This window comes from Mycolicibacter icosiumassiliensis, from assembly GCF_900078685.2.
GTDB classification, from domain to species: Bacteria; Actinomycetota; Actinomycetes; order Mycobacteriales; family Mycobacteriaceae; genus Mycobacterium; species Mycobacterium icosiumassiliensis.
Map to the genome: position 1 here is coordinate 663,076 of NZ_LT546170.1, position 26,190 is coordinate 689,265.

Consider the following 26,190-nt stretch of genomic DNA (forward strand, 5'->3'; position numbering starts at 1 on the left):
GTGACCCTCTACGAGTTCGAGAAGCACGGCAACCCGCTGTTGGTGCGCTGCGTGCCCGTCGACGATCGGCCCGAGCTGCTGACGTTGACGCTTTCCGACATCGAAGACTCGACCGCGTACTACTCGGCCAAACTCGAAATGCGTTCGGGCGCAGCCGCGGTACCGAGCGCGCCGGCGTCGGCACCGGGGGGTCGCCGGATCGACCGCGAAACCTGCTACACCGGTGGGGCACTGTTCCACGGCGCCGCATTCCGGGTGCTCGACGGCATGGACTGCGCCGAGACCGCCGCGACGGCCTACCTGTCCGGATTGACGTCCGTGGGCTGTCATCAGGCAGCGGCCCGGGCACTGCTGCATGTCGACGAGCAGATACCCGCCGACGCCGCCGTCGTTCTCGTGCTCAAGCGTGCCGCCGATGCGCGCCGGGACGGCGACCCGGTTTACGCGACCCTGCTGCCCGATCGGCAGGTGGACGACGAATGTCTGCACCTGGGCACCGCTGCTGGTGCGGTGAACCTGTCGGCCCTGTTGGGTCACGCCCACGCCGCCTCGGGCCTGCTGCATGTGGCCGCCGGCGTGCTCTATGGAGCCCTCGGCGTGTGGCCCGACGGCGAGGCCTGGACGTCCGAGCAACGGTGCGTCACCGTCGAACTCACCGGAATGGCCGACCAGCGACACCGCGTCACGCTGGTGTCCTCGGCGACCGGGTCGGAGGCCGCGACCTTAATGGCGCCGGCCGCGGCCAACGCCGCCGGCAAACCCATCCGGCTCAACTTCCCCGCGCACCTGCCCGCGGTGCACCTGCCACCACGCGCTACGGCGCCAGGAACGAACCCCCCTGAGCAACTGGAGCAATTCATGCCAACACAACTCCCGATGCCTCCGGCGCTGGCAACGGTCGCGGAGTCCCTGGCCCGGCTGCCGTTGGGTGTGTCCGCGTCGACGCCGTCGCGACCGGAGCCGCAGCCGGCCGACGCTGCCCCCGCGGCACCCGCTGCCGTCACCATGCCCGCGGGCGCCAGCCGGGCAATCCAGCCCGTCAAGCCTGCCGGCAAGGTGGTCCCGGCACCGACGGTCAAGCGTGAGCCGGTGGGCCTCAAGCTCGACAAAGACGGGCTGCGCGTGCACTCCTCGGGGAACATCTCCGAGATCTTCGGCCCGGTGTTCGCCGAGCAGGACCAATACTCGCGACAGGTCCGGATGCCCGAACCGCCACTGCTGCTGGCGGATCGGCTGCTGGGCATCGACGCCGAGCCGGCCCGCCACGGCCCTGGGCGACCGACCCGGCCGCCGTCGACGGATGCCTGCAGGCGGCACTGGTCTGGAGCTACCAGCTGCTCGGCCGCAATGTTCTTCCGTTGCGGGTGGGCGAGATCATCCGCTACCGATCGGGCGCGCTGGGTTCGGGACTGCGGTGCGTGCTCACCGGTGGGGACGCCAAGACCAGCCGCGCGGTCTGCGACCTCGATCTGGTCGACGCCGATAATCAGCTGGTGATCAGTCTCAAACGACTTGAGTTGTATCCGTACGGCGGCTGATTCGTGAATTTTGATCCCATCGCGATCGTCGGGCAGGGCTGTGTCCTGCCCGGGGGACTCAATGCGGGCGAGCTCTGGACAACGGTGCACGACGGCCGCGACGCACTGGGCTCACCCGGCCCGGATTACTGGGGGGTATCGCCGGCACGTGTGCTGTGTGCCCCGGCGGACGTACCCGAACTCGACCACACCTGGTCGGATCGCGGCGGCTACGTCCGCGGCTTCGACGACGTCTTCGACCCCCATGGACTGTTCCTCGACGCTGACGATTTCGCCGGGCTCGACCCGCTCTACCGGTGGGGAATCGAGGCGGCCAGGCAAGCCCTGGACAGTGCGGGATGGCGGGCGGGTGAGGTCCCGGGCTCGGCCGGGATCGTCCTGGGCAACCTGAGCTACCCGACAAAGAAGATGACTGACCTCGCCGAAACAGTCTGGCGGGGAAAAGAACCCGGTAACGAATCCGGGGTGGACTGGCGCAACCGCTTCATGTCCGGACTGCCGGCGCATCTGATCGCGCAGGCGTTGGGCTTGGGCGGGGGAGCCACGGCCCTCGACGCCGCCTGCGCTTCATCGCTGTACGCCATCAAGCTGGCCTGCGATCGACTACACGACCGCACCGCAGACGTCATGTTCGCCGGCGGCATCAACGGCGCCAGTGACCTGCTGCTGCACATCGGCTTCACCGCCTTGCAGGCGTTGAGCCGAACCGGGCAGTCACGACCGTTCAACAACGGTGCCGACGGGCTGGTCCCCGCCGAAGGCGCCGCCATCCTGGTACTGCGGCGCCTGGACGATGCGATCGCCGGCGGCGACCCGATCCTCGGCGTCATCCGGGGCGTCGGCCTGAGCAATGACGGTCGGGGACACGGATTTCTGGTGCCCTCCCAGGACGGCCAAGAACGTGCGATGCGTCTGGCCTACGAGATGGCCGGACTGCAGCCGCGCGACATCTCCCTCATCGAATGCCACGCCACCGGGACCTCACGCGGTGACCTGACCGAACTGATGAGCATGGCGCGTATCTTCGCCGGCATCACCGACGTACCCATCGGATCGCTGAAATCCAATCTGGGCCACTCGATCACGGCATCCGGCGCCGCGGGAGCCATCAAAGTTCTCGCAGCGATGCGTGCCGGGGTACGTCCCCCGACCCTGCACGCCGACGACCCGCTGCCCTTCATCGGCGACTCGCCGTTCCGGCTGCTCACCGAGGCCGAACCGTGGGACAGTGACGGTCCGCGTCGCGCCGCGGTCAATAACTTCGGCTTCGGCGGCAACAACGCCCACCTGCTGCTCGAAGAATGGGTCGATGGACGCGGCCCAACGCCGGCTCCACCGGTCGCCGCACCCCGGCCCGAGCCGGAGATCGCGATCGTCGGCCTGAGCCTGCTGGTCGGCGACGGACACGGAACCGCCTCTGTCGCAGAGCACTTGAAGACGTGTCAGCCGATACCCACCGACGCGCCCGACGGAGTCCGCAGCGCACGCATGGCTGAGGTCTGTCTGGATCTGACCCAAACCCGCTTCCCGCCGGCCGACCTCAAACAGACCCAGCCCCAACAACTGGCGTTGCTCGGTGCAGCCCTGGGCATCGGCGAGTTGATCAAGAGCTTGCCGCCGGAGACCACCAGCGTCGTCGTCGGAATGGGCTGCGACGCCGAAGTCACCCGATTCGGGCAGCGCTGGCGGCTGGCGGACGAATTCGACGACCCCTGCCAGCTCGCCGAGGCGCGTGACGGCGTCGTCGCGGGGTGGACCGCCGCGGGCGTCGTGGGAGCCATGCCCAACATCGTGGCGAACCGGCTGAACAGCCAATTCGATTTGCGTGGGCCCAGTTTCACGGTGTCGCGAGAACAGCTCTCGGGCACTACGGCCCTCGAATTGGCCGCGCGGGCATTGCGGCGCGGAGAGATCGACGCTCTTGGTGTTTTTTTTTTTCAAGCAGAGGACGGCATACGAAGTTTCTGCCTGTCTCGGGGGCTCGGGGATGTGTATAGGAGACAGCAGCAGGATCGGATGCCCGCCGGCATCATGATCGAAAGCGGGCAGGCCGACCTGATGCTCATCTCCTGGATGGGCGCGGATCTGCTCAACAAGAGCGAACGGGTCTACCGGCTGCTCGGCTGCGAGGTCACCTACCTGGGTGGGCTGCCCGAGATCGGCGACACGCTGCGCTTCGACATCCATGTGGACGGCCACGCCCGCCAGGGTGACGTGCGGCTGTTCTTCTTTCACTACGACTGCACGATCGACGGTGTCGAGCGGATGTCGATGCGCAACGGCCAGGCCGGTTTCTTCACCGACGAGGAGCTAGCGGCGTCCGGCGGGGTCTTGTGGCGGCCCGAGGACCAGACCGTCAGCGGACCGATGGAGCAGACGCCCGCCCGGACGTCGCGCACCGCACTGCAGCGCGCCGACCTGGAAGCGATGGCGTCCGGCGACATCTGGCGCACGTTCGGCCCCGGCTTTGAGAAGGCGGGCAGCCACACTCGCACCCCCAGCATCCACGCCGGCGACATGCTGTTTGTCGACGAAGTGACCGATCTGGACTTCTCCGGTGGGCCGTGGGGCCGCGGCTATCTGCGGGCCGTCGCTCCGGTCACGCCGGAGAACTGTTTCTTCGCAGGCCATTTCAAGAACGACCCGTGCATGCCCGGCACTCTGATGTACGAGGCGACCATGCAGACCATGGCGATCTACATGACCGCCCTGGGTATGACGCTGGACTGCGACGGCTGGCGCTTTGAACCGGTTCCCTTTGAGACCTACAAGCTGCGCTGCCGGGGTCAGGTCACCCCGCAGTCACGCGAGGTGGTCTACGAAGTGTTCGTTCGCGAGGTGATCGCCGGACCCGAGCCCACCCTGTTCGCCGACCTGCTCTGCACCGTCGACGGCCTGCCCGCCTTCCACTGCGAGCGGATGGGCCTGAAGCTGTCACCGGGCTGGCCGATGGACTCCGGCGCCAAGGAGCTCGAAGGCTACGTCGAACCCAAGCCGGTCGCCGAGGTCGACGGATTCCGCTACGACTACCAGGCGATGCTCGCCAGTGCGATCGCCAAGCCGTCCATGGCGTTCGGGCCGCTGTTCGAGAAGTTCGACTCGCCCCGCAAGGCGGCCCGGCTGCCCGGCCCGCCGTATCACTTCATGTCTCGGGTCTCCGAGCTGGTCGGTGAGACGGGCGTGATGAAGGCCGGCGCCGAGGTCGTCGTGGAGTACGACGTTCCCGCCGACGCCTGGTATCTCGCCGAGAACGGCGCCGCGGGCGGCCACGAGACGATGCCCAACGCGGTGCTCATGGAGGTGGCGCTGCAGCCCTGCGGCTGGCTGGCCAGCTACGTCGGCTGCCCGCTGGACGGTGAGGCAGACCTGTTCTTCCGCAACCTGGATGGCACCGGAACTCAACACCGGGAGGTGACTCCGGCGACCGGAACGCTGCGCATCAAGGTGAAGCTCAAGAGCCTCGCCAAGGCCGCGGGCACCATCATCGTCGCCTTCGATGGGGAGATCACCGCCGACGACGGACCGGTGTACACCTTCGACACCGTGTTCGGCTACTTCAAACGCGAAGCGCTGCAGAACCAGGTGGGTCTGCCGGTCACCGACGCTCAACGTGCCGCACTGGCGCAACCGAGCGAGGCTCCGCTGGTCGACTTGACCACTCAGCCCGCCGAGTTCTTCGGTGCCGGAGCGCGATTGGCGGACCCGATGCTGTTGATGGTCGACCGGGTCACCGGCCGCTGGCCTACCGGCGGCACCGCCGGACTGGGCCAGTGGCGCGGCGTCAAGGACGTCAACCCCGGCGAGTGGTACTTCAAGGCGCACTTCTTCCAGGACCCGGTCCAACCGGGATCCCTGGGCATCGAAATGCTGTTGCAGCTCCTGCAATTCGGGATGCTCGACCTCGGGCTCGGTAAGGAAGCGGGCCCGGCCGCTCGTTTCGAACCGGCTGCCCTGCATGACGCCATGACCTGGCGGTATCGCGGCCAGATCATCCCCACCAACAAGCAGATCGCGGCGCAGGTGGAGATCACCCGGATCGTCCGCGAGGACGCCGGCATCCTCGCGGTGGCCGAGGCATCGCTGTGGGTGGACGACAAGCGCATCTACACCGCCAGCAACCTGGGCATGCGCATCGTCGCCGGCACGGGGGACCAGCTGTCCCCGGCCGATGCCGGCGCAATCCCTACGACCGCAGCGTCACCCGTGGCCGCGGCCGTTGCGGCGACCGCACCGGCGGCGCCGGCACCTGCCGCTGCCGCGACCACCACGATGGCAGTCGCACTCGATCCGGTCAACGACTCCTGGATCGTCGATCACTGCCCGACGTATGTCATCCCCTCGCTGCCGATGATGTCGGTCATGGACCTGTTCGCACAGGCGGCGGCCCGGGCCTCGGGCGGCGCCAAGGTGGTCGAGGTCACCGATGTCCAGATGGTCCGATGGGTCGTCGTCGACTCCCCGAAGCAGCTGCGGGTCGTGCTGGAGCAGACACCGCATACCGGTAGTTACCAGGGCCGGCTAGAGGTTTGGCGTGATGCACCGCGAGCAGAGTTGTCCCGCTGGGAGATTCACGCGCACGCAGTTGTCGTCACCGCCGCGCAGTACACCGGTGAACCGGAACCGCCCGCCCCGTTGGAAGAGGCGGTGCCCTACGCCGACCCCTATGACGGAACGGTGTTTCACGGTCCGGCATTCGCGACCCTGACCGACGGTGCCCGTATCGGCCGCAACGGCTCGACCGGAACACTCGCAATCGACCGCTGCGCCGTGCCGGTCGGCGAACTGCAGCCGGGACTGTTGGATGGCGCGTTGCACGTTGTACCGCACACCGCGATGAGCGTGTGGACCACCGACACTGCCGACCCCGCCTCGTATGCGGACGCCCGCGACCCCGATGTCGGCTTCCCGCGCCGCATCCTCTCGGCCCGGTTCTACTCCGACACGCCCGTGGTGGGAAACGTGGATGTCGAAGCGCGATTCGTGGGCTTCGACGACGACGAAGGCCGCATGCCGACCTTCGACCTGTGGCTCAGCGTTGCCGGAAAACCCTGGGCGCGCATCCGGATGGCCGAGTTCCTGCTGAGCAAGGGCCCGCTGGCCGAGGTCGGCGGCCCCGAACGGCGCGCATTCATGGGTGACCGGCGGGCGGTCCCGGGGCTGTCACTGAGCGAGCGCCTGGGGCGCGGCGTCCTCGAGCTCGACACTGCCCGGATGGCAACCCTCGACTGGTTCAAGGGCACTTTGCAGGCCGTGTACGGCACGGACAGTCAAGGCGATTCGCTGATGATCGACATCGTGACCAAGGAGGCGGTGGCCGACGCCGTTCACAATGCGGTCCACCCCGACCGGGTTCAGATCATCGACGGCCAGGTGAGCTGCCCCGCGCTGCCGCTGGAGCGCATCACCGTCGACGTCGAGAAACTGGGGCCGGGTGCGTGCCGTGCCAGCGCGTCATCGGTGACCGACTGGGAGCCGGTCCGAGCCTGGTGGACCCAGAGCGCGGGCATGCCGGATGGCTGGTTCGGCGAGTTGGCCCTGGGGGCGGTGTTGTCGCGCTACGTACGCCACGTGGTGGTCACCGATCCCGCTGCGATGGCGGCCGTGCACGGTCGGTCGGTGTTGCTGCTGGCCAATCACCAGGTGCAGGTCGAATCACTGCTGGGCACCACCATCGGATCGTGGCTGACCGGTACGAAGGTCGTCACCATCGGCCATGCCAAACATGAAACGGGCTGGGTCGGAAATCTGTTGCGGATGATCGATACGGCGGCGGGCAAGGAGCTGGGGCACCTGCGCTACTTCGATCAGCAGCAGCCCCAGGAGTTCTTCGGTCTAGTGGACGAGCTCAAGCGGGAGGCTGCGGCGCTCGGTGTGTCGGTCATGGTGCACGCCGACGGGACACGCAGCGTGAGCTCGAGCCAGCGGGTCGAGCGGCTGACGTCGACATTGCTGGACATGGCAATCGAGATGTCGATGCCGATCGTGCCGGTGTACTTTGCGGGCGGCTTGCCTGAGGAGCCGTTGCCGCACAAGCTCGAAGTTCCCTACGGCCATACCGCCCAGGACTACATCTTCGGCAGGCCGATCCTGCCCGAGGAGCTGAGCGGTCGCCCCTACGCCGAGTTGCGGCGTTACGTCATGGACGCCATCAATGCGCTCGCACCGTTCAGCGATGCACCGCACGCCCCGAACTACGATGTGGAGAGCCGGATTACGGCCGTCGCTCCGGGCGCCTCGCCGCTGGAGTCGGTGTGGTTCTGCATTGAGGACGCGCTGGACTCCCTGCCGGTCGACTGGCGGAACCTGATTGCCGACGAGGAATGGGAGCGGAGCCTTGTTGACGACGGCCGAGGTGGACGGCTAGCTTAGTGGCGATCGCGGCACGGCCGTCCAGCTACGCAGCGGGACGTAGATCGGCCTTCAACGAATCAAGACCGACCAAGTCTTCGCAGACAGGAGCCCACTTATGGCGTCAGCATCTCTGGGCGTCTACACGTGCCTCGCGTGTGTCGTGATGCTTACCCTGGCACTCTTCTTGGCCAGCGGATCCTGATCGGTCGCACCACCTCACGGATGTAGATTCCACTGGCCGCAGTCCTGGGCCAGGGCGTCGCTGACGTCGACTTCGATCCCGCCGACGATCGGGCCCGGGTTCGAGGCGGTACTCACAATCCGCTGGTAGAGCACTGCGCCGGGGTCGACCTGACCATGTGACCAGGATCGGGTCTGCCAGGCCCACCGCTTGCCCGGTGTGCGTGAGACCCCGATGACACCGTCGGCGGCCGCCCACTGGCATGCCTTGATCCCGCCATAGATCCCGGTGCGCTGCACTCCCAGTACCGAATTGATTCCCCGAAACCATTGCAGTGCCACCGCGTTCCAAGTGTTTCGGTCGATATCGTCGTCGACGCTGAAGAAGACCGGCGCACTTTGCCCGCCGCCGGCCGCGGTGTGCAATTGCCAGGCGGTGCGCGCGTCGGCGACCCCACCGGGGTACCCCCGGGTGAAATCCGACGGCGCTGTTCCGCCAGGCTTGCCGTACTGGAAGTTGCTGACGATCACCAGCCCCGCGGCGGTCAACGATTCGGCGTAGGGCCGGGTGATCGGCTTGGCGCCGAAGGATGACCCGGGCCGTGACGTGGACACGTAGTTGATGACTCCCGCGTGGCCGGCGGCCCGGATGTCCTGCGCGGGAATCTGGCGCATCGCGTAGTCGATCAGCGTGGGAGCCGCAGCCGAAGCCGGCGGTGCGCCGACGGACGCTGCGCCCAGCCCGGTCAGAGCCGCGGCGGATGCGTACCGCAGTGCGTCACGTCGGGAAACGTGGTTCCGAGGGCGGGAAGTCCGCGGAGAGTCAGGCACGGGCCGATGTTAACAATGTGACTGCTGTTAACGGTGCTGCCCGCGCCGAGTACTCGGACGCATTTCCGCAAACATCGTCGCTTTGCCCGGAAGAGTGACTGGTCGACGGATACGATTCGCCCACGTCAACGCAGGTTGTCAGTACATCGCCGACTAGCGCGCACCCGGGTCGGCTACCCGACCACGACGGGACGCGGCATGACGGTGAGCTTGACGCCATAGCGCGGCGTGCCAAGGCCGTAGCCGCCGTTGCGGCCGGCGCCACCCGGAGGAATCGGGGGAGGCATGGCAGTCATCGACCTGCTTTCCGGCGCGACGGTCCAGCCGCTGCCCGTTCCGGTGGCGGAAGCACCCGCCGGGGTGGCCGCCGCCCAGCTGGGCGGTGCCGACAACGAACCGACCAGGGTGGCCCGGCCCACTCCCGCCGCCACCGGGGAGCTGGCGCCGCCGGCAGCGCCGCCGGCCGTCCCCAGCCCGTCAGCGGCTGTTGACGCCAGTGTCATGCCTGGGGTAACGGGGCCGATCCCGCCGCGCGCCAGGGCGGCCGTGCCGCCATCCATGCCGCGCGCCAGAAACCCGAGCGTGGCCAGCCCGGAAAAACCCTCGATGTTGCCGCCGGGGTCGAAAATGCCGGTCGCGGCGATCGTGTTCCACAACTGGGCATTGATGTTCAGCCCCGACCCGTCATCGCTGCCCCAGGTGTCCCCGAAGAGTCCGTCGAAGAACTTGGTCCAGTCCCAATCGGGTGACGACGGTGACGTGCCCTCCGCCGGCGACGCCATGCTCTGCAAGGCATCGGGCAGCTGGGCGTGGGCATCCGTGGGGTCTACGGCGGCGGCCTGTGTGCCGTCATCTTGACTAGTGGTGCCCGGCGCATCGGCGAAGGGAATCAACCGGGTAGCGGTCGCCGAAGCCGCGGCGTAGCCGTACATCGCCACCGCGTCTTGCGCCCACATCTGGCCGTAGCGAGCTTCGGTTGCTGCGATAGCCGGTGTGTTCTGGCCCAGGGCGTTGGTCTTGACCAATGCCGCCAATAACACGCGGTTGGTCTCGACGGCCGCGGGCGGCACCGTCATGGCGTGGGCCGCGGCGTACGCTTCGGCCGCGGCGTACGCCTGCGCCGCGGTCTGCTCGGCCTGATCGGCGGTCACGCTCAACCACACAAAGTACGGCTCGGCCGCCGCGGCCATCGCCGACGCGGATGGCCCCCACCAGCCTTGACTAGCCAGGCTGGCCACCAGCCACTCGAAAGATGTTGCTGCCGAGCGTAGTTCCGCGGCCAGCAGATTCCAGGAGGCTGCGGCGGCCACCATCGGTCCGGAACCCGGCCCGGCGTACATGCGTGCCGAATTGATCTCTGGTGGCATCGATCCGTAATCCATTCTCCAAAACCCTTTCATTAGACCGAGATAACGTTCGCGGCGTCGGTCGCTGCGTATGACTGCGCGCTGCGCTGCAGTGTGTTGACGAACAGCTCGTGCACCAGGGCAGCCCGCTTGCTGATCGCTTGGTACGTCTGCGCATGCCGCGCAAACTGCGCTGCGGTCAGTGCCGAGACCTCGTCGGCGGCGGCGGGAATCACGCCGGTGGTCGACGCTGCGGCAGCAGCGCTCTGCGCGGACACCGTATCGCCGACACCACGCAGATCAACCGCTGTCGCGATCAGTTCTTCGGGCAGTGCGGACACAAAAGACATCGGAAACTCTCCTTCAAGAAGGCATGACGAATTACGCTGTTAGACCGGAATAGTCGTGCGTCAAGGCAGCGCATGTCCACGATGCAGACAGCGCCGATGCTCCTACGGGGCGAACCGATTCAGCAGGTGAAAGCGGCGCCGGAGCCGGATTCGAACGAAATGGTCGTCGATCTCGGATAAGGACTATCGCTCGGACTCAATGTCGCTCTCACCTCCTCACGGCCAGGGCACACGGGGGTGCCGTTGCGGCGGGCACAGCGGGACAAACCGAACCAGCGCAGATTTGGCCGGACGGCACCCCTCTCGACTGAGTTTTGGCACTGCACGCCGTATCCAGCAATAAGCCGAAAGCCACTTGGGCTCAACCCTTAATCCGGGAAGAGCTGTCCTGACCCTGGGCGTCTCTCGACGTTTGAGGTCAGTGGCCTGTATCCGCACAGAAGCCTCACCTAGCGAGGTGCGTTCGCGGCCATGGTGGCATCAACGTCGGGGATAGTCAACTCGAATGACGGGCCTCAGGTTGTGAAATGTGTTGCCCAAAATTGGCGTTGATCCGCGAAATACGTTGTATAAGAAGCAAATACGGTCCAACTCTAAGTTTGCCCGGTGCGATCAGTGTGCCGCCGCCGAGAAGATCGAAGCAATGTCAGTGGTGAACTGCAAGAAATACCAATGCATCCCGATGCCGACTCTTTGTCGGGATGACGTCCCTGCTACCTTCGACGGTGTCCGCGATGGATCTGAGTGCACGTGGTTACCTGAACACGGTTCGCCCACGCCCTTGACCTAAGCCGCTGCCATTTACTTAACTGGGCTAGCGGTCACATCACCGGCCACCCGTGTCGGCAGTCCGCCGCGGACGGGAACAGCGGGTGAGGAGGAACTTGTGCAGACGTCGGCGTCCGAGGTCTCCGCTCAGCCCGACTACTGCGGTCCCCTGCTCGGGTCCGGAAGCCAACTGGAACGCGCCACGCACGACGCGCTGGACAGGCTGCAACAGGTATTGACCCTGCACCCATTGGGCGATGACCGATTCCGGGCGGGCAACGAGGCCGGCCGGTTCGGCCGAATCTTCGGCGGCCAGCTCATCGCCCAGGCGATCGCAGCGGCCACGGCCACGGTCCCCGAGCTCACAGCCCATTCGATCCACGCATCGTTTCTGCGTCCCGGCGACTCAGCCGTACCTCTGGAGATCGCCGTGGACCGCACCCGCGACGGGCGCACCATGTCGGCACGGCAGGTCACCGTGCAGCAGGGCGGCCGCACCATCATGGTGGCGACGGTGTCCTTCGACACCAGCCCGGACAACACAGCTGCCGCACCGGTAGCACTGCCCGGACCCGAACCCGAAGCCCTGCCGCTGCTACAGCACTGGGTACAACACGCCCCGCCCCACCTGGCTGGTCGGGGCAACACCTGGATAGAACGGCCACCACCGCTGGAAGTCCGTACCGCCGAAGCACCTGTCTTCCTGGGCGGCGCCCAGGCACCAGGACCGCGTGCCCACTGGATGCGGTTGCCCCGCGGGATCGACGGGGACCGGGAACTGCACGCAGTGCTGCTTGCCTATGCCAGCGATTACCTCCTGGTGGACACCGCGTTTCGTGCCCACCCGCAGCCGGTGGACCATGCCACGCACACCGGATTGACCCTGGACCACAGCGTATGGGTGCACCGCCCAATCTATTTCGATCGATGGCACCTCTACACCCAGCAGACCGTCGCCACGGCCGGACACCGTGCCCTGGTGCACGGCACCATGGTGGATGTCACCGGTCGGCATGTGGCCAGCACCGCACAAGAAGTTCTCGTCCGGCCGATAGCCGAGCCGTCCCGCACGGATCAGGGCTAGCGACTCCACGATTCCAGTGCCGAAGGGAGCCGCCTCTGCGCACGCCGGGGACCACCGACGCGCGGGCTGCCGAGGCGCCATGCGGTGGAGGCCCTAGGCCACTTCGCCAAATCGGTCATCAGCACGTTCTAGGAACGTGCGGCCGGTACCCTTCGGAGTTGTGACGCGTTCCGCTTCGCGGCGCGACGTGCTCCGGTATGCCGCGTTACTCGGGCCGGCACTGGCCCTGCCCGGCGCCCTCGGGGCGACGGTCGGCGCTCCGCGCGCTGGTGCGAACGGGCTGCAGGTGATCGATTTCGCCCACCGGCTGGTGCCGCCCGACCAGGTCAAGGCCGCCGGGTTCGACGGGGCGTTGGTCTACGTCTCCGAGCTCCGGCCGGGCGCCACCTTCGACTTCAAGCCCGTCACCCGCGACTACGCCGACGGGCTCCGCGCCGTCGGCCTACAGGTCGCCAGCTGCTACCAGTTCGGCAAACCGGGCTGGACGCAGTCGCCGTCGGATTTCACCCGGGGATACGACGGCGGCGTCGCCGATGCGCAGACGGCGCTACGGCTGCATGCCGCGGCCGGAGGACCACCGTCAGCGCCGATCTTCTTCAGCGTCGATGAGGATATCGATGCCACAGCATGGAAGAACCTGGCGGTGCAATGGTTCCGCGGGATCAACTCCGTCCTGGGTGTTGACCGCACCGGAATCTACGGCGGCGCCCGCCAATGCACCTGGGCAATCACCGACGGCGTCATCGGAAAGTCAACAAGCCCGGGTCACCGATGGGCATGGCAGACCCGGGCATGGTCGCACGGAGACCGCGAACCGGCAGCCGTACTCTTCCAACGAGAAATCGTCACCGCGACCGAGCCGGGTTTCGTCATCGACGGCGCGCACGTGGATGTCAACGACGTCCTCGCGCCGGACTTCGGTCAGTGGGACCTCGCCCGACAACAGGGGGAACTTTCGTGATCGGCACATCCTGGGACGCGCCACGGGTGGCCCGGTGGTCCGGCATCCTGGGCGTCATCTTGCCCGCGACCACCTTGCTGGTCTATCCGATCTGGTCTTTCCCGGGGACCCGAATGCAGTCGACTGAACTGGCGCGCTGGGCCGCATCGCACCACGACCGGTTGGTGGTGACGATGACGCTCAATACCCTCGGCGTCACGCTCTGGTTCGTCTTCGGTGCCGCGGTGTGGGCGTACCTACGGGATCGCCTTCCCATGAAATCGATCCTTCCGACCTGCTTCGCCGCGGGGTTCATCGGCTGCCTGACCCTGCTGCTCAGCGGGTTCACCGCCTTTGACCTGCTGCTGTACCGGCGTCGCAGTGCCGACGCGGCGTCGCTGCTCTACGACCTGACGTTCGGACTGCTGGCGATGTCGGGGATGCCGCTGGTGGTGGCGCTGGGCGCGTTCGTGATCGCGGTCTATGCCCGTCAGATGTTGCCGGCATACGCCGGTCACCTGGCACTGGCCGCCGCGGTGGTCCATCCGGTGCTGCTCCTGACGTTCGTTTTCCGCAGCGGCCCGCTGTCGCTGGAGGGATACTCGATCACCGCGATGCCGGCATTCCTGTTCGCCTGGATCCTCGGGACGGCGCTGGCGATGCCACACTCCAGTGATAGCGCACCCCCGGGTGCGGCGTCAGCGCAGGGTCGCGGGTCCGGCGTGCGTATCACCTCGCCAGGGCGCTAGCAGCAGTTCGCAGGCGCGCCGCATGTCGCGTTCGGCCTGCGCCGGCGTCGTTTCACCCACCACCGCCCAGGACAAGATGTTGGCGGTCGGTCGACCTGGGCGACGGCTGGACGCCGTTCGGCCTCACCATCGAAGAACTGGCGAAACATCTTGGCTCCGTGGACCTCCCGGATGACTTCGCGGTCGTATTGGCGACTCCGCCGCTGGACCCGATGGGCGCCCCACAACAGGCCCTCGATCGGATCGGCAGGGCTGGCCGGTATCGGCGCCACCGAGGTCAGCTGTGTGATCTCGGCGCGCTCGTCGGCGCATTTCCGAGACCAACTGAGCGCACTTGCCGAGCTGGCCGACCTGCCGGGCCGATGGCAGATCGTCACGCGGATCACCCGGATGCTCGATGGCGCCGCGGAGGGTCGCGCGCTCTTGGTGGACGGCCTCGCCGGGCGTATCCGCTAGGCAGCTCACGGAGCATTGGCCGAAACGGCGGGGCATGGACCCGCGCAACGCGGCGGTTAAACTGCGCGGAAGAGCGCCTATCCGCCGGTACGGCAGGGGAGATTAATGGATCTGCGGTGGTCGGAGGAAGACCGGGCATTTCAAGCCGAGGTTCGGGATTTTCTCGACCAGAAGCTGACCCCGGAGCTGCGTCGAGCGGGTCGGCTGATGACCAGTGTCTACGCCGATCACGATGCCAGCATGGCGTGGCAGGCGATTCTGCACGACCGGGGCTGGGCGGCTCCGGCGTGGCCGGTCGAGTATGGCGGCTGCGATTGGAGCCTGACCCAGCACTACATCTTCAGTCGCGAGTCGACACTGGCCGGCGCACCGTCGTTGTCGCCGATGGGAATCCTGATGGTCGCGCACGCGATCGTCCGGTACGGAACGCATGCACAGAAGGACTACTTCCTGCCGCGGATCCTCACCGGTGAGGTGTTCTTCTGCCAGGGGTACTCCGAGCCGGAGGCCGGATCGGACTTGGCGGCCTTGTCGATGGCGGCGACCGTCGACGGCGAGGACCTGGTCTGCACCGGCAGCAAGATCTGGACCACCCACGCCGGCGAGGCGAACTGGATGTTCGCCCTGGTGCGTACGTCCCGGACCGGCAAGAAGCAGCAGGGCATCACGTTCGTGCTGATCGACATGACCTCTCCCGGCATCGAGATCCGGCCGCTGGTGATGACTTCCGGCGAAGAGATCCAGAACCAGGTGTTCTTCGACGAGGTGCGGGTCCCCAAGGCCAACGTCATCGGGGAGATCGACAGCGGCTGGACGGTCGCGAAATATCTGCTCGAGTTCGAGCGCGGCGGTGGCGCGGTGGCGCCGGCCCTACAGGTGGTGGCCGAGGAGATCGCCACGGCGGCCAAGAACCAGCCGGGGCCCGGTGGTGGCAAGCTCGCCGACGACGACGCCTTTATGCGCAAGCTGGCGGACGCGCGGATTCGCGCCGAGGTGTTGGAGATCCTGGAATATCAGGTGCTCACCGCCGTCGCCGAGGGGCGCAATCCCGGGGCGTCGTCGTCGATGCTCAAGATCTTGGGCACCGAGCTGAGCCAGGAACTGACCGCGCTGGCGTTAGAGGCGGCCGGACCGCGCGGGCGCGTCTATCAGCCGCATGTCACCGCACCCGGGGGACCGATCGCCGACTATCTGCCTCCCGCCGACGGGTATGCGTCTGGCGAACCGTGGCAGGCGGTGGCCCCGCTGCGCTACTTCAACGACCGGGCCGGCTCGATTTACGCCGGTAGCAACGAAATTCAGCGGAATATTCTGGCCAAGGCGGCATTGGGGCTCTAATGGACTTCAACGTGAACAATGAGCAGCAGATGCTGCGTGACGGCATCACCAAGTTCCTCGCCGCCCGCTACGACCTCGAGACGAGCCGCGCAGCAGCCAAGACCGGCGCGGGCTGGCAGCCCGAGATCTGGCGCGCCTTCGCCGGTGAACTGGGCATCCTGGGCGCGACGTTCCCCGAAGAGTTCGATGGAATTGGCGGCGGCGCAGTAGAACTCATGGTCATCACCGAGGCGCTCGGGCATGCGCTGGTGATCGAACCCTACGTCGACGCCGTGGTGGTCGCCGGCGGACTGCTGCGCCGCTCCGGCAGTCCGGTCGCAGCCGGCGTGCTCAAGGAAGTTGTGGCGGGTACCGCGGTTGCGGCATTGGCTGCCGCGGAGCCGGATTCGGCCGATCGTTGGCAGGACGCGGCCACCCTGGCGCGCCGCGCGGGTGACGGCTGGGTGTTGAACGGCTCGAAGATCATGGCCGTGGCGGCGCCCCTGGCAACGCATCTGCTGGTTACCGCTCGCGTCGAGGGGCAAGACGGAATCTCGTTGTTCCTCACAGAGGCTGACGCTGCGGGAATCACCCTGCATCCGTATCGCACCATTGACGACCGGAGCGCGGCTGACGTCACCTTAACCGATCTGCGGCTCGGCGCTGACGCGTTGCTGGGCGAGCGGGGCGGGGCGTGGCCGTCATTGACGCAGGCTCGGGACGAGGGCGCCGCAGCGATCTGCTCCGAGGCGGTCGGCTGCATGCGGAAAGTCTTGGCGGACACCGTCGAATACTGCAAGCAGCGTCAGCAGTTCGGGCAGCCCATCGGGAGCTTCCAGGTTCTGCAGCACCGCATGGTCGACATGTTCATGGAGGTTGAGCAGGCGGCCGCCGCGGTCTACCTGGCGATCCTGCACCTCGAGGCCGACGAGGCCACCCGTGCCCGCGCGGTGTCGGCGGGCAAGGCCACCATCGGTCGGGCGGCCCGATTCGTCGGCCAGGAGGCGGTACAGCTGCATGGCGGCATGGGTATGACCGAGGAGTTGGCGATCGGCCACTACTTCAAGCGGCTCACCGCAATCCAATACGAGTTCGGCACCACCGACTACCACCTCGCCCGCTACGCAGAGCTGACAAAGCCGTAGGCCGGACCGACTACTTCGTCAAGTGGTGCGGGCAGTAAGACTTGGCGGCGACCGCCGCGAACTGCGCGGCACCGTCCATGGTCAGCCCGGGGTTTTCGGCCGTGAGTTGTTTGACGACCTGCAATCCCGAATCGCCGTTGTTAGCCATGCTGCAGACGGCGTGGCCGGCCACGATGGCCTGATCGCTGCTATTAAAGTTGAGCCCCACGGCTCTTAAGCCGGTCAGGAAGGCGGCGTCGCCGCCGCCGTCGCCGGCATCTGGATCCGCGTAAGCCGGCGCGGCACAACCGATGACGGCGGCAACCCCCAATACTGATAACACTTTGCGCATGTCTCTCCCCCTACTCTTTACTCGGATTCCTTGGAGTTTTCATGCTGTGCAATCCCTCTACTGCGAGGTGATGAGACGGGCGATCTCGATGTAGAGGGGGATACCGATCGTGACGTTGTAGGCGAACGTCAGACCCAGCGATGCGGCCAACGGCAAGCTAGGACTGGCTTCCGGAATTGCCAGTCGCTGGATCGCCGGCACTGCGATGTACGACGCCGCGCCGCACAGCACCGCGAACAGAACATAGGTGCCCAACTGGAACTGTACGCCGGTCAGCTGCGAGTAAGTGTGTGCGACAAACAGACCCAGCGTGGCGAACAGGTTAGGAGCCAGCAGGCCGAAGAAGATAAAGCCACGGCCGGCGGACTTCAGGTCCTTCAGCTTGCGCGCCGCGGTCAGCCCCATCTCGAGCAGGAAGAGGCACAACACACCCTGGAACGCGGTGACGAAGACCGGGTCATCGACACCGGTGACCTTCGAGCCCTGCAGGCCGCTGATGAAACCGATCGCGATACCACCGAGCAGCAGGCAGATGCCCGGGTTGAGGAAGACCTCTCGCACCAGTTCCCGGCTGATCAGACGCCCGTTGGAGGCCACCTCGGTCTCCACACGACGCTCGGGGCTCATCTCGATAGCCAGGCCGCCGGTGGGGTCACCGGCCTGCGTGGCGCCGACGGCTGCCGGGACCGAACCGGCCGGCACGGTGTAGCCCGGCTCGTGGGGCATGTTGCCGGCACCGTCCATACCGCGGTGGCGCAACCGGGCGACCAGGAACAGCGCCACCAAGCAGCCGGGGATTTCCATGATGGCCAGCATGACCGGCATGTAGGCGTCGAAGGCCATGCCGATGGTGGCCAGCACGCCCATGCAGGTGGCGAACGTTCCGGCCGAATCGGAGCCGTAGTACCCGGCGACCGTTGCGCGATCGACCTCGCGCATCTTCGTCAGGTATTTCAGCAGCAGGTAGGCGATCGTGCCGATCACGAAGTTCAGCAGGAAGCCGGTGAGCATGAATCCGAGGATCCCGCCGACCTGCGAGAGGTCGATGCCGGCGAGTTCCTCGCCGCCGTGCCAACCGATGGCCAGCAACAGGTACATCGTCAGACCCTGATACACCGCGTTCGGAAACTCGAACGGCACCTTGGCCAGCGCGAGAAGGAAGCCGAAGTAGAAGAACAACAGCAGCGGCTTGAACAGGTTGTGCGTGAAGTTGTGCCAGAACTCGAGAAGCATGTCTCTCTCTTTCGGGGAAAGGTGGGGGAAAGGTTTGGCGCCGCGGGTCGGCGTCAGCTGAGGGGGGTTGCGGCCTTCTTGGCGCCCTTGAGGTGCACGGCGTGCACGCCGGGCTTCCGGGACAGTTCGTCGAGCAGCTCGTCGAGCCCGGCCTGGTCGACGTTCCAGTGCTGGACCGCTTCGGGCTGGCTCTGCAGCTTGGCGATCACCGCGTCGAGTTTGACCGGAGTCTTCGCCTTGCCACCTTGGATCCGGATCCGTCCGCTGCTGCTGGCGGTGCGAGGGCTAGCACTGCCCAGGGCGCCGCCGGCCATACTGCCCAGCGCCGCCTGGTTGAGCAGGCCGCCGGCCATCCCCGCGGCGGGGGCGGCAGCCAGGCTTGCGGCAGGGACGCCGGTGGCCGCCAATCGGATCGCCGGGCTGGCAGACGCCCAGCTCGGCGGGACGGACAGGTTGCCCACCAGGTTCGCCTCCGACATGGTGGCCGACACCGACGAGGTCAGGCCGGCCATGCCTCCCATCCGCAGCCCGGCGCCGAGACCGCCGAGCGGCACGCCTTCGAAAATCCGGCCCACCGGAGTTCCGAACTTCAGAAAGTTCTGGATCGGGAAGTTCACCAGCAGTGAGGTGTCATTGAATTGCGTGGTCAGGCCGAGCGGAGCCTTGGCCGCGGCGAACAGCGCAGACGCGGTCGCACCCGCGGTGGGATTACCGGTCAGCGAAGCCAGCGTGTTGTTGATGAAGGTGTTGTAGTCCGTTGCCAAATTGGCGAAGAACTGCAAGATCGCGCTGCTACCCGAATTGGTTGCCGACGAACCCACGCTGGCTGCGGACGACGCCTCAGCGGACCCGGTCGTGGTCTGCGGCGGCTCACTGAACGCGTTGACCTTGGTGGCCGCCGTGGCCGACACCGCGTAGGTCTCCATCGCCGCGGCGTCTTGCGCCCACATCTCCATGTACTGAGCTTCGTTGGCCGCTATGGCTGCCAGATTCTGTCCGAGGAAGTTCGTGGCGTACAGCATCTGGTTCTGGGTGCGGTTGGCCGCCACGATTTCCGGCGGAACGGTTGCCGCGTGAGCGGTTTCGTAGGCGGTGGCGGCGGCTTGGGCCTGCGCGGCGGCCTGGGCCGCGGTAGCCGCGGTGGCCGACATCCAAGCGGTGTAGGGCTCGCCGGCGGCCGTCATCGCGGCGGCGGACGGGCCGGTCCACGATTCACCGGTGAGCGACGCGAGCACGGCGTTGTATTCGGATGCTGCGGTGCTCAATTCGCTGGCGAGTCGCCCCCAGGACGTGGCGGCTGCGACCAACGATGCGGAGCCGGCGCCGGCGTACATGTTGCCCGAGTTGATCTCCGGCGGTAGCAGAGAGAAGTACATTTCGACACCCTTATCTGGTCGAGTGCGACTGAGTCAGCTGGGGGAGGCCATGTTTCGTCATCGCGGGGTCACTCGTCCAGTGCCGGGATCACGATGATGGTGGCGGCCGCGGGATCGGCCTCACCGGGCGGAATCGGACCGAAGGCATCGGCGCCGCCGCTGTTGCGCAGGGAACGGGTTGCCGCACCAACGGTTTGGGTTGCGGTGGTGCCCATTCCGCGGCCCAGCAGGCTGGACAGCGCCATCTCGCCGAACATGGCGTCCTGACCGGCGACCGCGGCCATCGGAGCGGCTTCCAGCGTCGCCGGCAAGGACGAGGCCATGCTGACCAACTTGGTCGCCGGTGCCGCGACTGCCCAGGACGCCGGAACCGACAACTTCCCAACCGCCGCTGCGTTGCCTAGCGCGCCGGTGGCGCTGCTCAGGGTTGCCGCCGGTAGTGCTGCTGTTTGCGCCAACGGAGCAAGCGGCAGGAGCGCTCCGGTGATGGCTTTCGGACCGGCCAGGAAAGACTGCGCAGCCATCGCGTTCATGATCCACGAGTACATCTGCCCGAACGACAGGAACAGACCGCCGGGAAGGGATGACCAGCCGAACAGTGGGCTGTACGCCCCCGTCAGCGTGGACCAGATCGTGTTCCAGTTCGTCAGGTTCGTGGAGACCGCCGTAGGCACCGTCGCCGCGGCTGGGTTCGACACGAGCGACTGCAGTGCCTGGGGCATCGCATTGAGCAGCTGGGAAACCTGCTGCGCAATATTCGATGACGCCGAGTTCGCGGTTGCTTCTGCCGATGCGGCCATCTGATTGGCCGCACCGGTCGGGTTGGTGGTCTCCGGAGGCTGGCTGAACGGGCTGAGCTGGGTTGCTGCCGCGGCCGATCCGGCGTAGCCGTACATCGCGCCGGCGTCCTGCGCCCACATCTCCGCGTAGTGAATCTCGGTGGCCGCGATCGCCGGCGTGTTCTGCCCCAGGAAGTTCGTCGCGATCAGGGTTGCCAGCTGCGTCCGGTTCGCCGCGACCACCGGCGGTGGCACCGTGGCGGCGAAGGCCGCCTCGTAGGCCGCTGCCGCGGCGCGGGCCTGGTTGGCAGAGAGCTCGGCCTGGGTGGCGGTCGTGCTCATCCACGTCACGTACGGCTCGGCCGCTGCCGCCATCGACGTGGACGACGGGCCGGACCATTCCCCCGTGAGGCTGGTAACCACGGACTCGTAGGACGAAGCCGCAGAACCCAATTCCGCGGCGAGCGCGTCCCAAGCCGAAGCGGCCGCCAGCAAGGGGCCGGAGCCCGCACCCGCGTACATCCGGCCGGAATTGATCTCGGGCGGCAATGCAGCAAAATCCATCTCGGGTGACTCCTTACGTCACGCGTCCTGAATATCGACGCTCGAAACTCGCCGTCGAATCCCGAACTCTAGACGGCCGTTGTCTATTCGGGGTTCCTGCGATGTAAATAGCGTGCGACATTTTTCGGTTGACAGTGGTACCAGTGGAGCTTCGAAAACTGTTGTGAGACAGCTGTCATCAAGCCATCCGAAGCGATTACTCGCTTACATCGAGCTTTTTAACGAACTTTATTCCGTTAATTCCAACAAGAAAATCGCAGCCGATTCGAGTTAACCGGCAGCGTCATCAGCCGGTTTGTCGAAGCCGGTCCACGCCTCTTCTTCGGGTGGAATAGTCTTCACAAGCGTCATCTCATTCGGACTGAATAGTACGCAGTCTTCGCTGGAAACTAGCTGTATACGAACTGGGTCTTCACTGTAGGCGCGCTGCTGGCATCCTGTTAAACTTGCGGTGCCCGCGCTCGGCCAGAAGTCAGCGGAAGCGGACGTTCATAGTCGCGAGGCCGAAGATCTTCCGGTTCTCGGACTTCGCGGCGACCAAGATGGTGCCGCTGCGGGTCGCCGGGTTCAGCGACTTGATCCGGCCGCTGAACTCGATGTCGGCGCCGTCCTTGGCCGACACGATCGCCGGAGCGGACAGTCGCACGGCGTAGCGGGTGACGGCGCCCGGATCGCCGGTCCACGAGGAGGCGAAGCCCGCGCCCAGGCCCATGGTGAGCATGCCGTGCGCAATCACATCGGGCAGGCCGGCTAGCTTGGCGAGGTCCTCGTCCCAGTGGATCGGGTTGGCGTCGCCGGCGACACCGGCGTAGTTCACCAGATCGCCGCGCGCCAGCCGGGTGTGGCGGACGGGCAGTTCGTCGCCGACCTTGACGTCGTCGAAGGACGGGGTCGCCGGGGTACGGGTGAGGCCACCCTCGGAGATCCGGATCTCGCCGGCGGGTCGCACGGTCTTTTCATAGCGGGCGGCCGATTCGCCGACGTCCAGAATGTTGACGTCGTGCATCATCGCGCGCTGCACCGCTGTCTTGACTTCCGGGCCGATGTCCTCGGCGGTGACACCGACCACGGTGGTGTGCAAGGTGTGCACCACTTCTCCCGCGGTGTCGGTGAAGGTGTTGGTGACGGTGATCAGGTCGCGGCCGGCGATCCGGCGCACCGAGGTCAGCTCGACGTCGATGGTCAATTCGTCGCCGTCGACGATCGGACGGTGCTGCTCGAAGACCTCTTCGGTCTGCATGTAGGTGTCGTAGCCGACGACGACGGATTCGAACATGCGCCGGTTGCACGCCATACCCGGGGTCGAGGTGAACGTCAACGGCGCCACCAGACCCGAGTAGCCCATTTCCGCGGCGGCGGCGACGTCCCAGTGTGCGGGGTGATAGTCCTGCACGGCGCGCGCGTACTCGCGAACCTTCTCCCGGCCCACCAGGTAGGTGCCGTCCATCTGGTAGTAGTGGCCGACCCGGGATTCCAGTGCCGACGTCTCTGCTGCGGTCATGAGTTGACTCAACCGTTCTATCGGCTGGTTTGCGGAAGCCGACTAAAGCACCCTAGACGGGCGCTGCGGGCCGCGGCCCGCCCCTGCCCTGTTGTGCGGGACATGGAGCTGCCGGTAGCGGCCGCCCTCGGGCAGGTGGTGGGTGGCCACCACCACGGTCCGGTCGGCACCGAACAGTCCGGGCACCGCCAACGCGGCCCGTAGGAGTTCGTCGGAGTCGGTCGCGTCGAGGTGCTCGGTGGGTTCGTCGAGCAGCACGATCCGGGCCGGCGAGAGCAGGGCCCGGGCCAGTAGCAGGCGGCGCCGCTGACCTGCCGACACCGCATCGGCACCGCCGACCAGCACGGTTGCCAGACCGGCGGGAAGGCCGGCCAGCCAATGTCCGAGTCCCACCCGGCTCAAGGTGCTGGTCAGTTCGTCGTCGCGGCAATCCCCCCGAGCCACCAGCAGATTGTCCCGGACCGTGGTCGCGAAGATGTGCGCGTCTTCGGCGAAGAAACTGACCGCCAATCGCCGATCGGCTTCGGAAAGGTCCTGCAGAGCGGTCCCGCCAACGGAAACGCGACCAGCCGGCGGTGTCAGCAGCCCGGCCAGGGTCATCAGCAAGGTGGTCTTGCCGGCCCCGCTGGGACCGGTGATCGCCAGCCGGTCTCCGGGCGCCAAATCAAGTCGCACCTGGACGCACTGATCGCCTCGATATCCGGAGCGCAGGTCGGCGTGCAGGGATGGCGTAGCGGCCGAATCCGCCAGTGAGATGCACGGCGCGTCCGCAGCCACGGGGTCCGCCGGTGCCAGGTCGACCAGCCGCCGCGCCGCGATCCGCGATCGGGTCAGCGCGACGGCAGCGCCGGGCAGGGCGGTGGTCGCTTCAAACGCGGACAGCGGCAGCAACATGAGCACTGCCAGGGTGGTGGGTGCTACGGCATCGGCGAGTCCGATCCCGGCCACCACCGCGCCCAACACACTGGCCCCGATTGCGGCGGTGGGGAGCGCAGCGGCGATCGCGGCCGGCCTGGCTGCCTCGTCCAGGGCTGCCGCCCACGCCCGCTGCCGGTTTTCGGATTCACCGATGACGGCGGGCAGCAGGCCGGCGATCCGCAACTCGGGGGCGTAGTCGAGTGCTTCCATCGCCGCGACGTCACGCTCGGCGAGGTGCTCGCGGGCCGTGTGTTCCTGGGCCGCGGCGGACCGCGCGGCCAGCCACGGTGCGACCACACCGGCGACCAGCAGGCAGCTGGCCAGCACCGCGGCTGCCCCCGGCGAGATCGCCGCAAGCACGGCGGTGGCGACCACGCCCAGCACCGCGGCGACCGCGATCGGCAGCAGGGCACGTACCAGGACGTCGGCCAGCTCGTCGACATCGGCACCCACCCGTGCCACCAACTCACCACTGGGCAACCGCACCGCGGTCGCCACCGGCCCGCGGGCCAGCCGCCGGTAGAGCTGTCCGCGAGCGGTGCCTGCGGCCCGCAGCGCTGCGTCGTGGCTCACCAACCGTTCGCAGTAGTGCAGTACGCCGCGCGAGATCGCGAACGCCCGCACCGCCACCACGGCGATCGACAGGTCCAGCACCGGCGGCATCTGCCAGGCCCGAGTGATCAGCCAGGCCGAGGTCGCTGCCAACGCGAGCGCGCTGCACAGCGACAGTGTCCCGAGCAGGCCGGCCAATAGCAGCTGGGGCAGGCGTGGCCGCAGCAGCCCGACGGCGTACCGGAGCGAATCAGACCGGCGCATGGTCTGCGGCTCTCTGGCTGTGCACGGTCACGAGCCGGTCGCCGATCGCCAGTACCGGCGCGCGATGGCCCACCACCACTACCGTCGCTCCGGCGTGAGCGCGTCGCACCAGTGCCGCCAGCACCCGCTGTTCGGTTGCCGCATCCAGGTGGGCCGTCGGCTCGTCGAGCAACAGCACCGGCGCGGTCGACCCCAGCGCGCGCGCCAACCCCAGCCGCTGCCGCTGCCCCAACGACAAGCCGACCCCGTCGCGACCCAACACGGTGTTCAGCCCGTCGGGCAGTTCCGCGATCACGTCGTCGAATCCGGCTGCAGCGCAAGCTTCTTCGGTATCGGTGAGATCGCCGAACAACGCGAGGTTGTCCGCTACCGTGCCCGGGATCAGCGCCGGGCGCTGCGGCAGCCAGCACAGTTGGGTCCACCACCTCGGCAGGTCGAGGGCAGCGATATCGATGCCGGCCACCGTGATGTGCCCAGAGCTGGGCTCGGTGAGGCCGGCGATGGCCGCCAGTGCGGTGCTCTTGCCGGCCCCGTTGGCTCCGGTTAGCACAGTGACTTGGCCGGGTTCGATCAGCGCCGTCAGGCCGGCCGGCGCGTCGCCGTCTCGGCCGGTCAGGCTCAGCGCTTCGAGGCGAATCTGCGCACCACGTGCGGACACCGTGCGGCTGCCGGCAGCCTGGCGAGGCGATTCGCCGATCAATGCGAAGGCCTTCTCCGCGGCGGCGCGCCCATCCTGGGCGGCGTGAAACTCCACCCCGATCCGGCGCAGGGGCCAATACACGTCGGGGACCAGCAGCAACACCGTCAGCCCGGCGGTCAGGCTCATCTCACCGAACACCAGTCGCAGGCCGATGCTGACGGCCACCACCGCCACGCTCAGCGTGGCCAGCAGCTCAAGCACCAGCGCCGACAAGAACGCGATTCGCAGGGTGGCCATCGTCGAGCGGCGCTGCGCGTCGGACAGTTCGGCGATGCGGCGCTGCGGCCCGTCGGCCCGCCCGAGGGCGCGCAGCGTCGGGATGCCGGCAATCAGATCCAGCAGTCGCGCCTGCAATGTCGTCATGGCCGCCAAGGCCGCCGCCGAGCGATCCGCGGTGGCCAAGCCGATCAACACCATGAACACCGGGATCAGCGGCAGCGTGATCATGACGAGCACCGCCGCGCGTCGGTCGTAGAGCGCGATCACCAGGACGGTTGCCGGGGTCAGGATCGCCGCCAGCAACAGTGCGGGCAGGTAGGCGGTGAAGTAGGGGCGCAGGCCGTCCAATCCCCGGGTGACCACGGTTGCGGCGGCGTCTCGCTCGGCGGCCAGCCGGCGGGGGGAGCGCGCCGTGACCGCGGTCAGCACTTGTCCGCTCAGCTCGGCAATCACCGCGCTGGCGCCGCGCTGGCCCAGGCGTGCCTGCAGCCAATGCGCCAGGGTGCGCACCGCCCACAACAGTGCGAGTGCCGCCAGCAGCGGTGACCAGTGCGCGACGTTTCGTGTCGGCGGCTCGGTGATCACTCCAGACACGATGTTGGCCAATACGATTGCGGACCCGATCGCGCAGGACGAGATCACCACTCCGCAGCACACCATGGCCAGCAGGAAGCGGCGCACCGCCGTCGATGCCTGCC

18 protein-coding genes and 1 riboswitch are annotated in these 26,190 nt (G+C 67.1%); of the genes, 8 read left to right on the plus strand and 10 right to left on the minus strand.

All coding sequences use genetic code 11. The features are described 5' to 3' along the window. The first annotated feature begins 1,181 nt into the window (after window positions 1-1,181). Together BN4346_RS50000 and BN4346_RS45810 are read left to right on the plus strand one after the other, a co-directional pair. Window positions 1,182-1,538 (plus strand): polyketide synthase dehydratase domain-containing protein, encoded by a 357-nt coding sequence (locus BN4346_RS50000; protein WP_167666279.1) that lies wholly within the window; start codon window positions 1,182-1,184, stop codon window positions 1,536-1,538. A 3-nt stretch (window positions 1,539-1,541) separates the two neighbouring features. Further along, complete coding sequence (locus BN4346_RS45810; RefSeq protein ID WP_067976900.1) at window positions 1,542-7,907, plus strand: beta-ketoacyl synthase N-terminal-like domain-containing protein; 6,366 nt, start codon at window positions 1,542-1,544, stop codon at window positions 7,905-7,907. 198 nt (window positions 7,908-8,105) lie between these two features. Here the strand turns inward: BN4346_RS45810 and BN4346_RS45815 are convergent, their stop codons facing one another. The 3 genes from BN4346_RS45815 to BN4346_RS45825 all read right to left on the minus strand — a co-directional run bounded on the left by BN4346_RS45815 (window position 8,106) and on the right by BN4346_RS45825 (window position 10,596). Then, a complete protein-coding gene (locus BN4346_RS45815; RefSeq protein ID WP_067976901.1) occupies window positions 8,106-8,900 on the minus strand; it encodes a DUF1906 domain-containing protein in 795 nt (264 codons plus the stop codon). Between the two features lie 173 nt (window positions 8,901-9,073). Next, a complete protein-coding gene (locus BN4346_RS45820; RefSeq protein ID WP_078058871.1) occupies window positions 9,074-10,282 on the minus strand; it encodes a PPE family protein in 1,209 nt (402 codons plus the stop codon). A gap of 17 nt (window positions 10,283-10,299) precedes the next feature. Then, window positions 10,300-10,596 carry a PE family protein gene (locus tag BN4346_RS45825; protein WP_067976903.1) on the minus strand — a complete coding sequence of 99 codons (297 nt, stop codon included), beginning with the start codon at window positions 10,594-10,596 and terminating at the stop codon, window positions 10,300-10,302. Window positions 10,597-10,887: 291 nt separating this feature from the next. Further along, window positions 10,888-11,060: riboswitch (M-box (ykoK) riboswitch) on the minus strand. A gap of 422 nt (window positions 11,061-11,482) precedes the next feature. On the opposite strand from BN4346_RS45825, the gene BN4346_RS45830 reads away from it, so the two are divergent. The 6 genes from BN4346_RS45830 to BN4346_RS45855 all read left to right on the plus strand — a co-directional run bounded on the left by BN4346_RS45830 (window position 11,483) and on the right by BN4346_RS45855 (window position 17,055). After that, entirely contained in the window at window positions 11,483-12,448 is a 966-nt protein-coding gene (locus BN4346_RS45830) for an acyl-CoA thioesterase (RefSeq protein ID WP_067976904.1), read from the plus strand. 160 nt (window positions 12,449-12,608) lie between these two features. Beyond that, a complete protein-coding gene (locus BN4346_RS45835) occupies window positions 12,609-13,409 on the plus strand; it encodes a DUF1906 domain-containing protein (protein WP_078058872.1) in 801 nt (266 codons plus the stop codon). Beyond that, window positions 13,406-14,137, plus strand: a complete 732-nt coding sequence (locus BN4346_RS45840) for a hypothetical protein (RefSeq protein WP_208863318.1) — start codon at window positions 13,406-13,408, stop codon at window positions 14,135-14,137. Before BN4346_RS45835 ends, BN4346_RS45840 begins: the two co-directional genes overlap by 4 nt. Window positions 14,138-14,308: 171 nt before the next feature. Beyond that, window positions 14,309-14,593, plus strand: coding sequence for a hypothetical protein (locus BN4346_RS49330; RefSeq protein WP_067976906.1), 285 nt, complete (start codon window positions 14,309-14,311; stop codon window positions 14,591-14,593). Between the two features lie 105 nt (window positions 14,594-14,698). Next, window positions 14,699-15,931, plus strand: coding sequence for an acyl-CoA dehydrogenase family protein (locus BN4346_RS45850; RefSeq protein ID WP_067976907.1), 1,233 nt, complete (start codon window positions 14,699-14,701; stop codon window positions 15,929-15,931). Further along, window positions 15,931-17,055 (plus strand): acyl-CoA dehydrogenase family protein, encoded by a 1,125-nt coding sequence (locus BN4346_RS45855; protein ID WP_067976908.1) that lies wholly within the window; start codon window positions 15,931-15,933, stop codon window positions 17,053-17,055. The genes BN4346_RS45850 and BN4346_RS45855 overlap by 1 nt, the downstream gene beginning before the upstream one ends. A 10-nt stretch (window positions 17,056-17,065) precedes the next feature. Here the strand turns inward: BN4346_RS45855 and BN4346_RS45860 are convergent, their stop codons facing one another. The 7 genes from BN4346_RS45860 to cydD all read right to left on the minus strand — a co-directional run bounded on the left by BN4346_RS45860 (window position 17,066) and on the right by cydD (window position 26,173). Further along, the gene (locus BN4346_RS45860; RefSeq protein WP_067976909.1) at window positions 17,066-17,386 is read right to left on the minus strand and encodes a DUF732 domain-containing protein; all 321 of its coding nucleotides are present in this window, start codon (window positions 17,384-17,386) and stop codon (window positions 17,066-17,068) included. Window positions 17,387-17,443: 57 nt separating this feature from the next. Beyond that, window positions 17,444-18,619 carry a sodium-dependent bicarbonate transport family permease gene (locus BN4346_RS45865; protein WP_067976910.1) on the minus strand — a complete coding sequence of 392 codons (1,176 nt, stop codon included), beginning with the start codon at window positions 18,617-18,619 and terminating at the stop codon, window positions 17,444-17,446. Between the two features lie 53 nt (window positions 18,620-18,672). Next, window positions 18,673-19,995, minus strand: coding sequence for a PPE family protein (locus BN4346_RS45870; protein WP_067976911.1), 1,323 nt, complete (start codon window positions 19,993-19,995; stop codon window positions 18,673-18,675). Window positions 19,996-20,063: 68 nt separating this feature from the next. Beyond that, a complete protein-coding gene (locus BN4346_RS45875) occupies window positions 20,064-21,338 on the minus strand; it encodes a PPE family protein (RefSeq protein WP_067976912.1) in 1,275 nt (424 codons plus the stop codon). 472 nt (window positions 21,339-21,810) lie between these two features. Further along, entirely contained in the window at window positions 21,811-22,839 is a 1,029-nt protein-coding gene (locus tag BN4346_RS45880) for a fused (3R)-hydroxyacyl-ACP dehydratase subunits HadA/HadB (RefSeq protein WP_067976913.1), read from the minus strand. 42 nt (window positions 22,840-22,881) lie between these two features. Further along, window positions 22,882-24,573 carry a thiol reductant ABC exporter subunit CydC gene (cydC, locus tag BN4346_RS45885; protein WP_067976914.1) on the minus strand — a complete coding sequence of 564 codons (1,692 nt, stop codon included), beginning with the start codon at window positions 24,571-24,573 and terminating at the stop codon, window positions 22,882-22,884. Next, on the minus strand, window positions 24,560-26,173 hold the full coding sequence (gene cydD, locus BN4346_RS45890) for a thiol reductant ABC exporter subunit CydD (RefSeq protein WP_067976915.1): 1,614 nt from the start codon (window positions 26,171-26,173) through the stop codon (window positions 24,560-24,562). The genes cydC and cydD overlap by 14 nt, the downstream gene beginning before the upstream one ends. Window positions 26,174-26,190 lie beyond the last annotated feature (17 nt).

Excerpts from the sequence above, each read along its gene's own strand:
- BN4346_RS45820 (WP_078058871.1), bottom strand. The coding sequence starts at position 10,282 with ATGGATTACGGATCGATGCCACCAGAGATCAATTCGGCACGCATGTAC.
- BN4346_RS45825 (WP_067976903.1), bottom strand. The coding sequence starts at position 10,596 with ATGTCTTTTGTGTCCGCACTGCCCGAAGAACTGATCGCGACAGCGGTT.
- BN4346_RS49330 (WP_067976906.1), top strand. The coding sequence starts at position 14,309 with ATGACTTCGCGGTCGTATTGGCGACTCCGCCGCTGGACCCGATGGGCG.
- BN4346_RS45850 (WP_067976907.1), top strand. The coding sequence starts at position 14,699 with ATGGATCTGCGGTGGTCGGAGGAAGACCGGGCATTTCAAGCCGAGGTT.
- BN4346_RS45855 (WP_067976908.1), top strand. The coding sequence starts at position 15,931 with ATGGACTTCAACGTGAACAATGAGCAGCAGATGCTGCGTGACGGCATC.
- BN4346_RS45860 (WP_067976909.1), bottom strand. The coding sequence starts at position 17,386 with ATGCGCAAAGTGTTATCAGTATTGGGGGTTGCCGCCGTCATCGGTTGT.
- BN4346_RS45865 (WP_067976910.1), bottom strand. The coding sequence starts at position 18,619 with ATGCTTCTCGAGTTCTGGCACAACTTCACGCACAACCTGTTCAAGCCG.
- BN4346_RS45870 (WP_067976911.1), bottom strand. The coding sequence starts at position 19,995 with ATGTACTTCTCTCTGCTACCGCCGGAGATCAACTCGGGCAACATGTAC.
- BN4346_RS45875 (WP_067976912.1), bottom strand. The coding sequence starts at position 21,338 with ATGGATTTTGCTGCATTGCCGCCCGAGATCAATTCCGGCCGGATGTAC.
- BN4346_RS45880 (WP_067976913.1), bottom strand. The coding sequence starts at position 22,839 with ATGACCGCAGCAGAGACGTCGGCACTGGAATCCCGGGTCGGCCACTAC.
- cydC (WP_067976914.1), bottom strand. The coding sequence starts at position 24,573 with ATGCGCCGGTCTGATTCGCTCCGGTACGCCGTCGGGCTGCTGCGGCCA.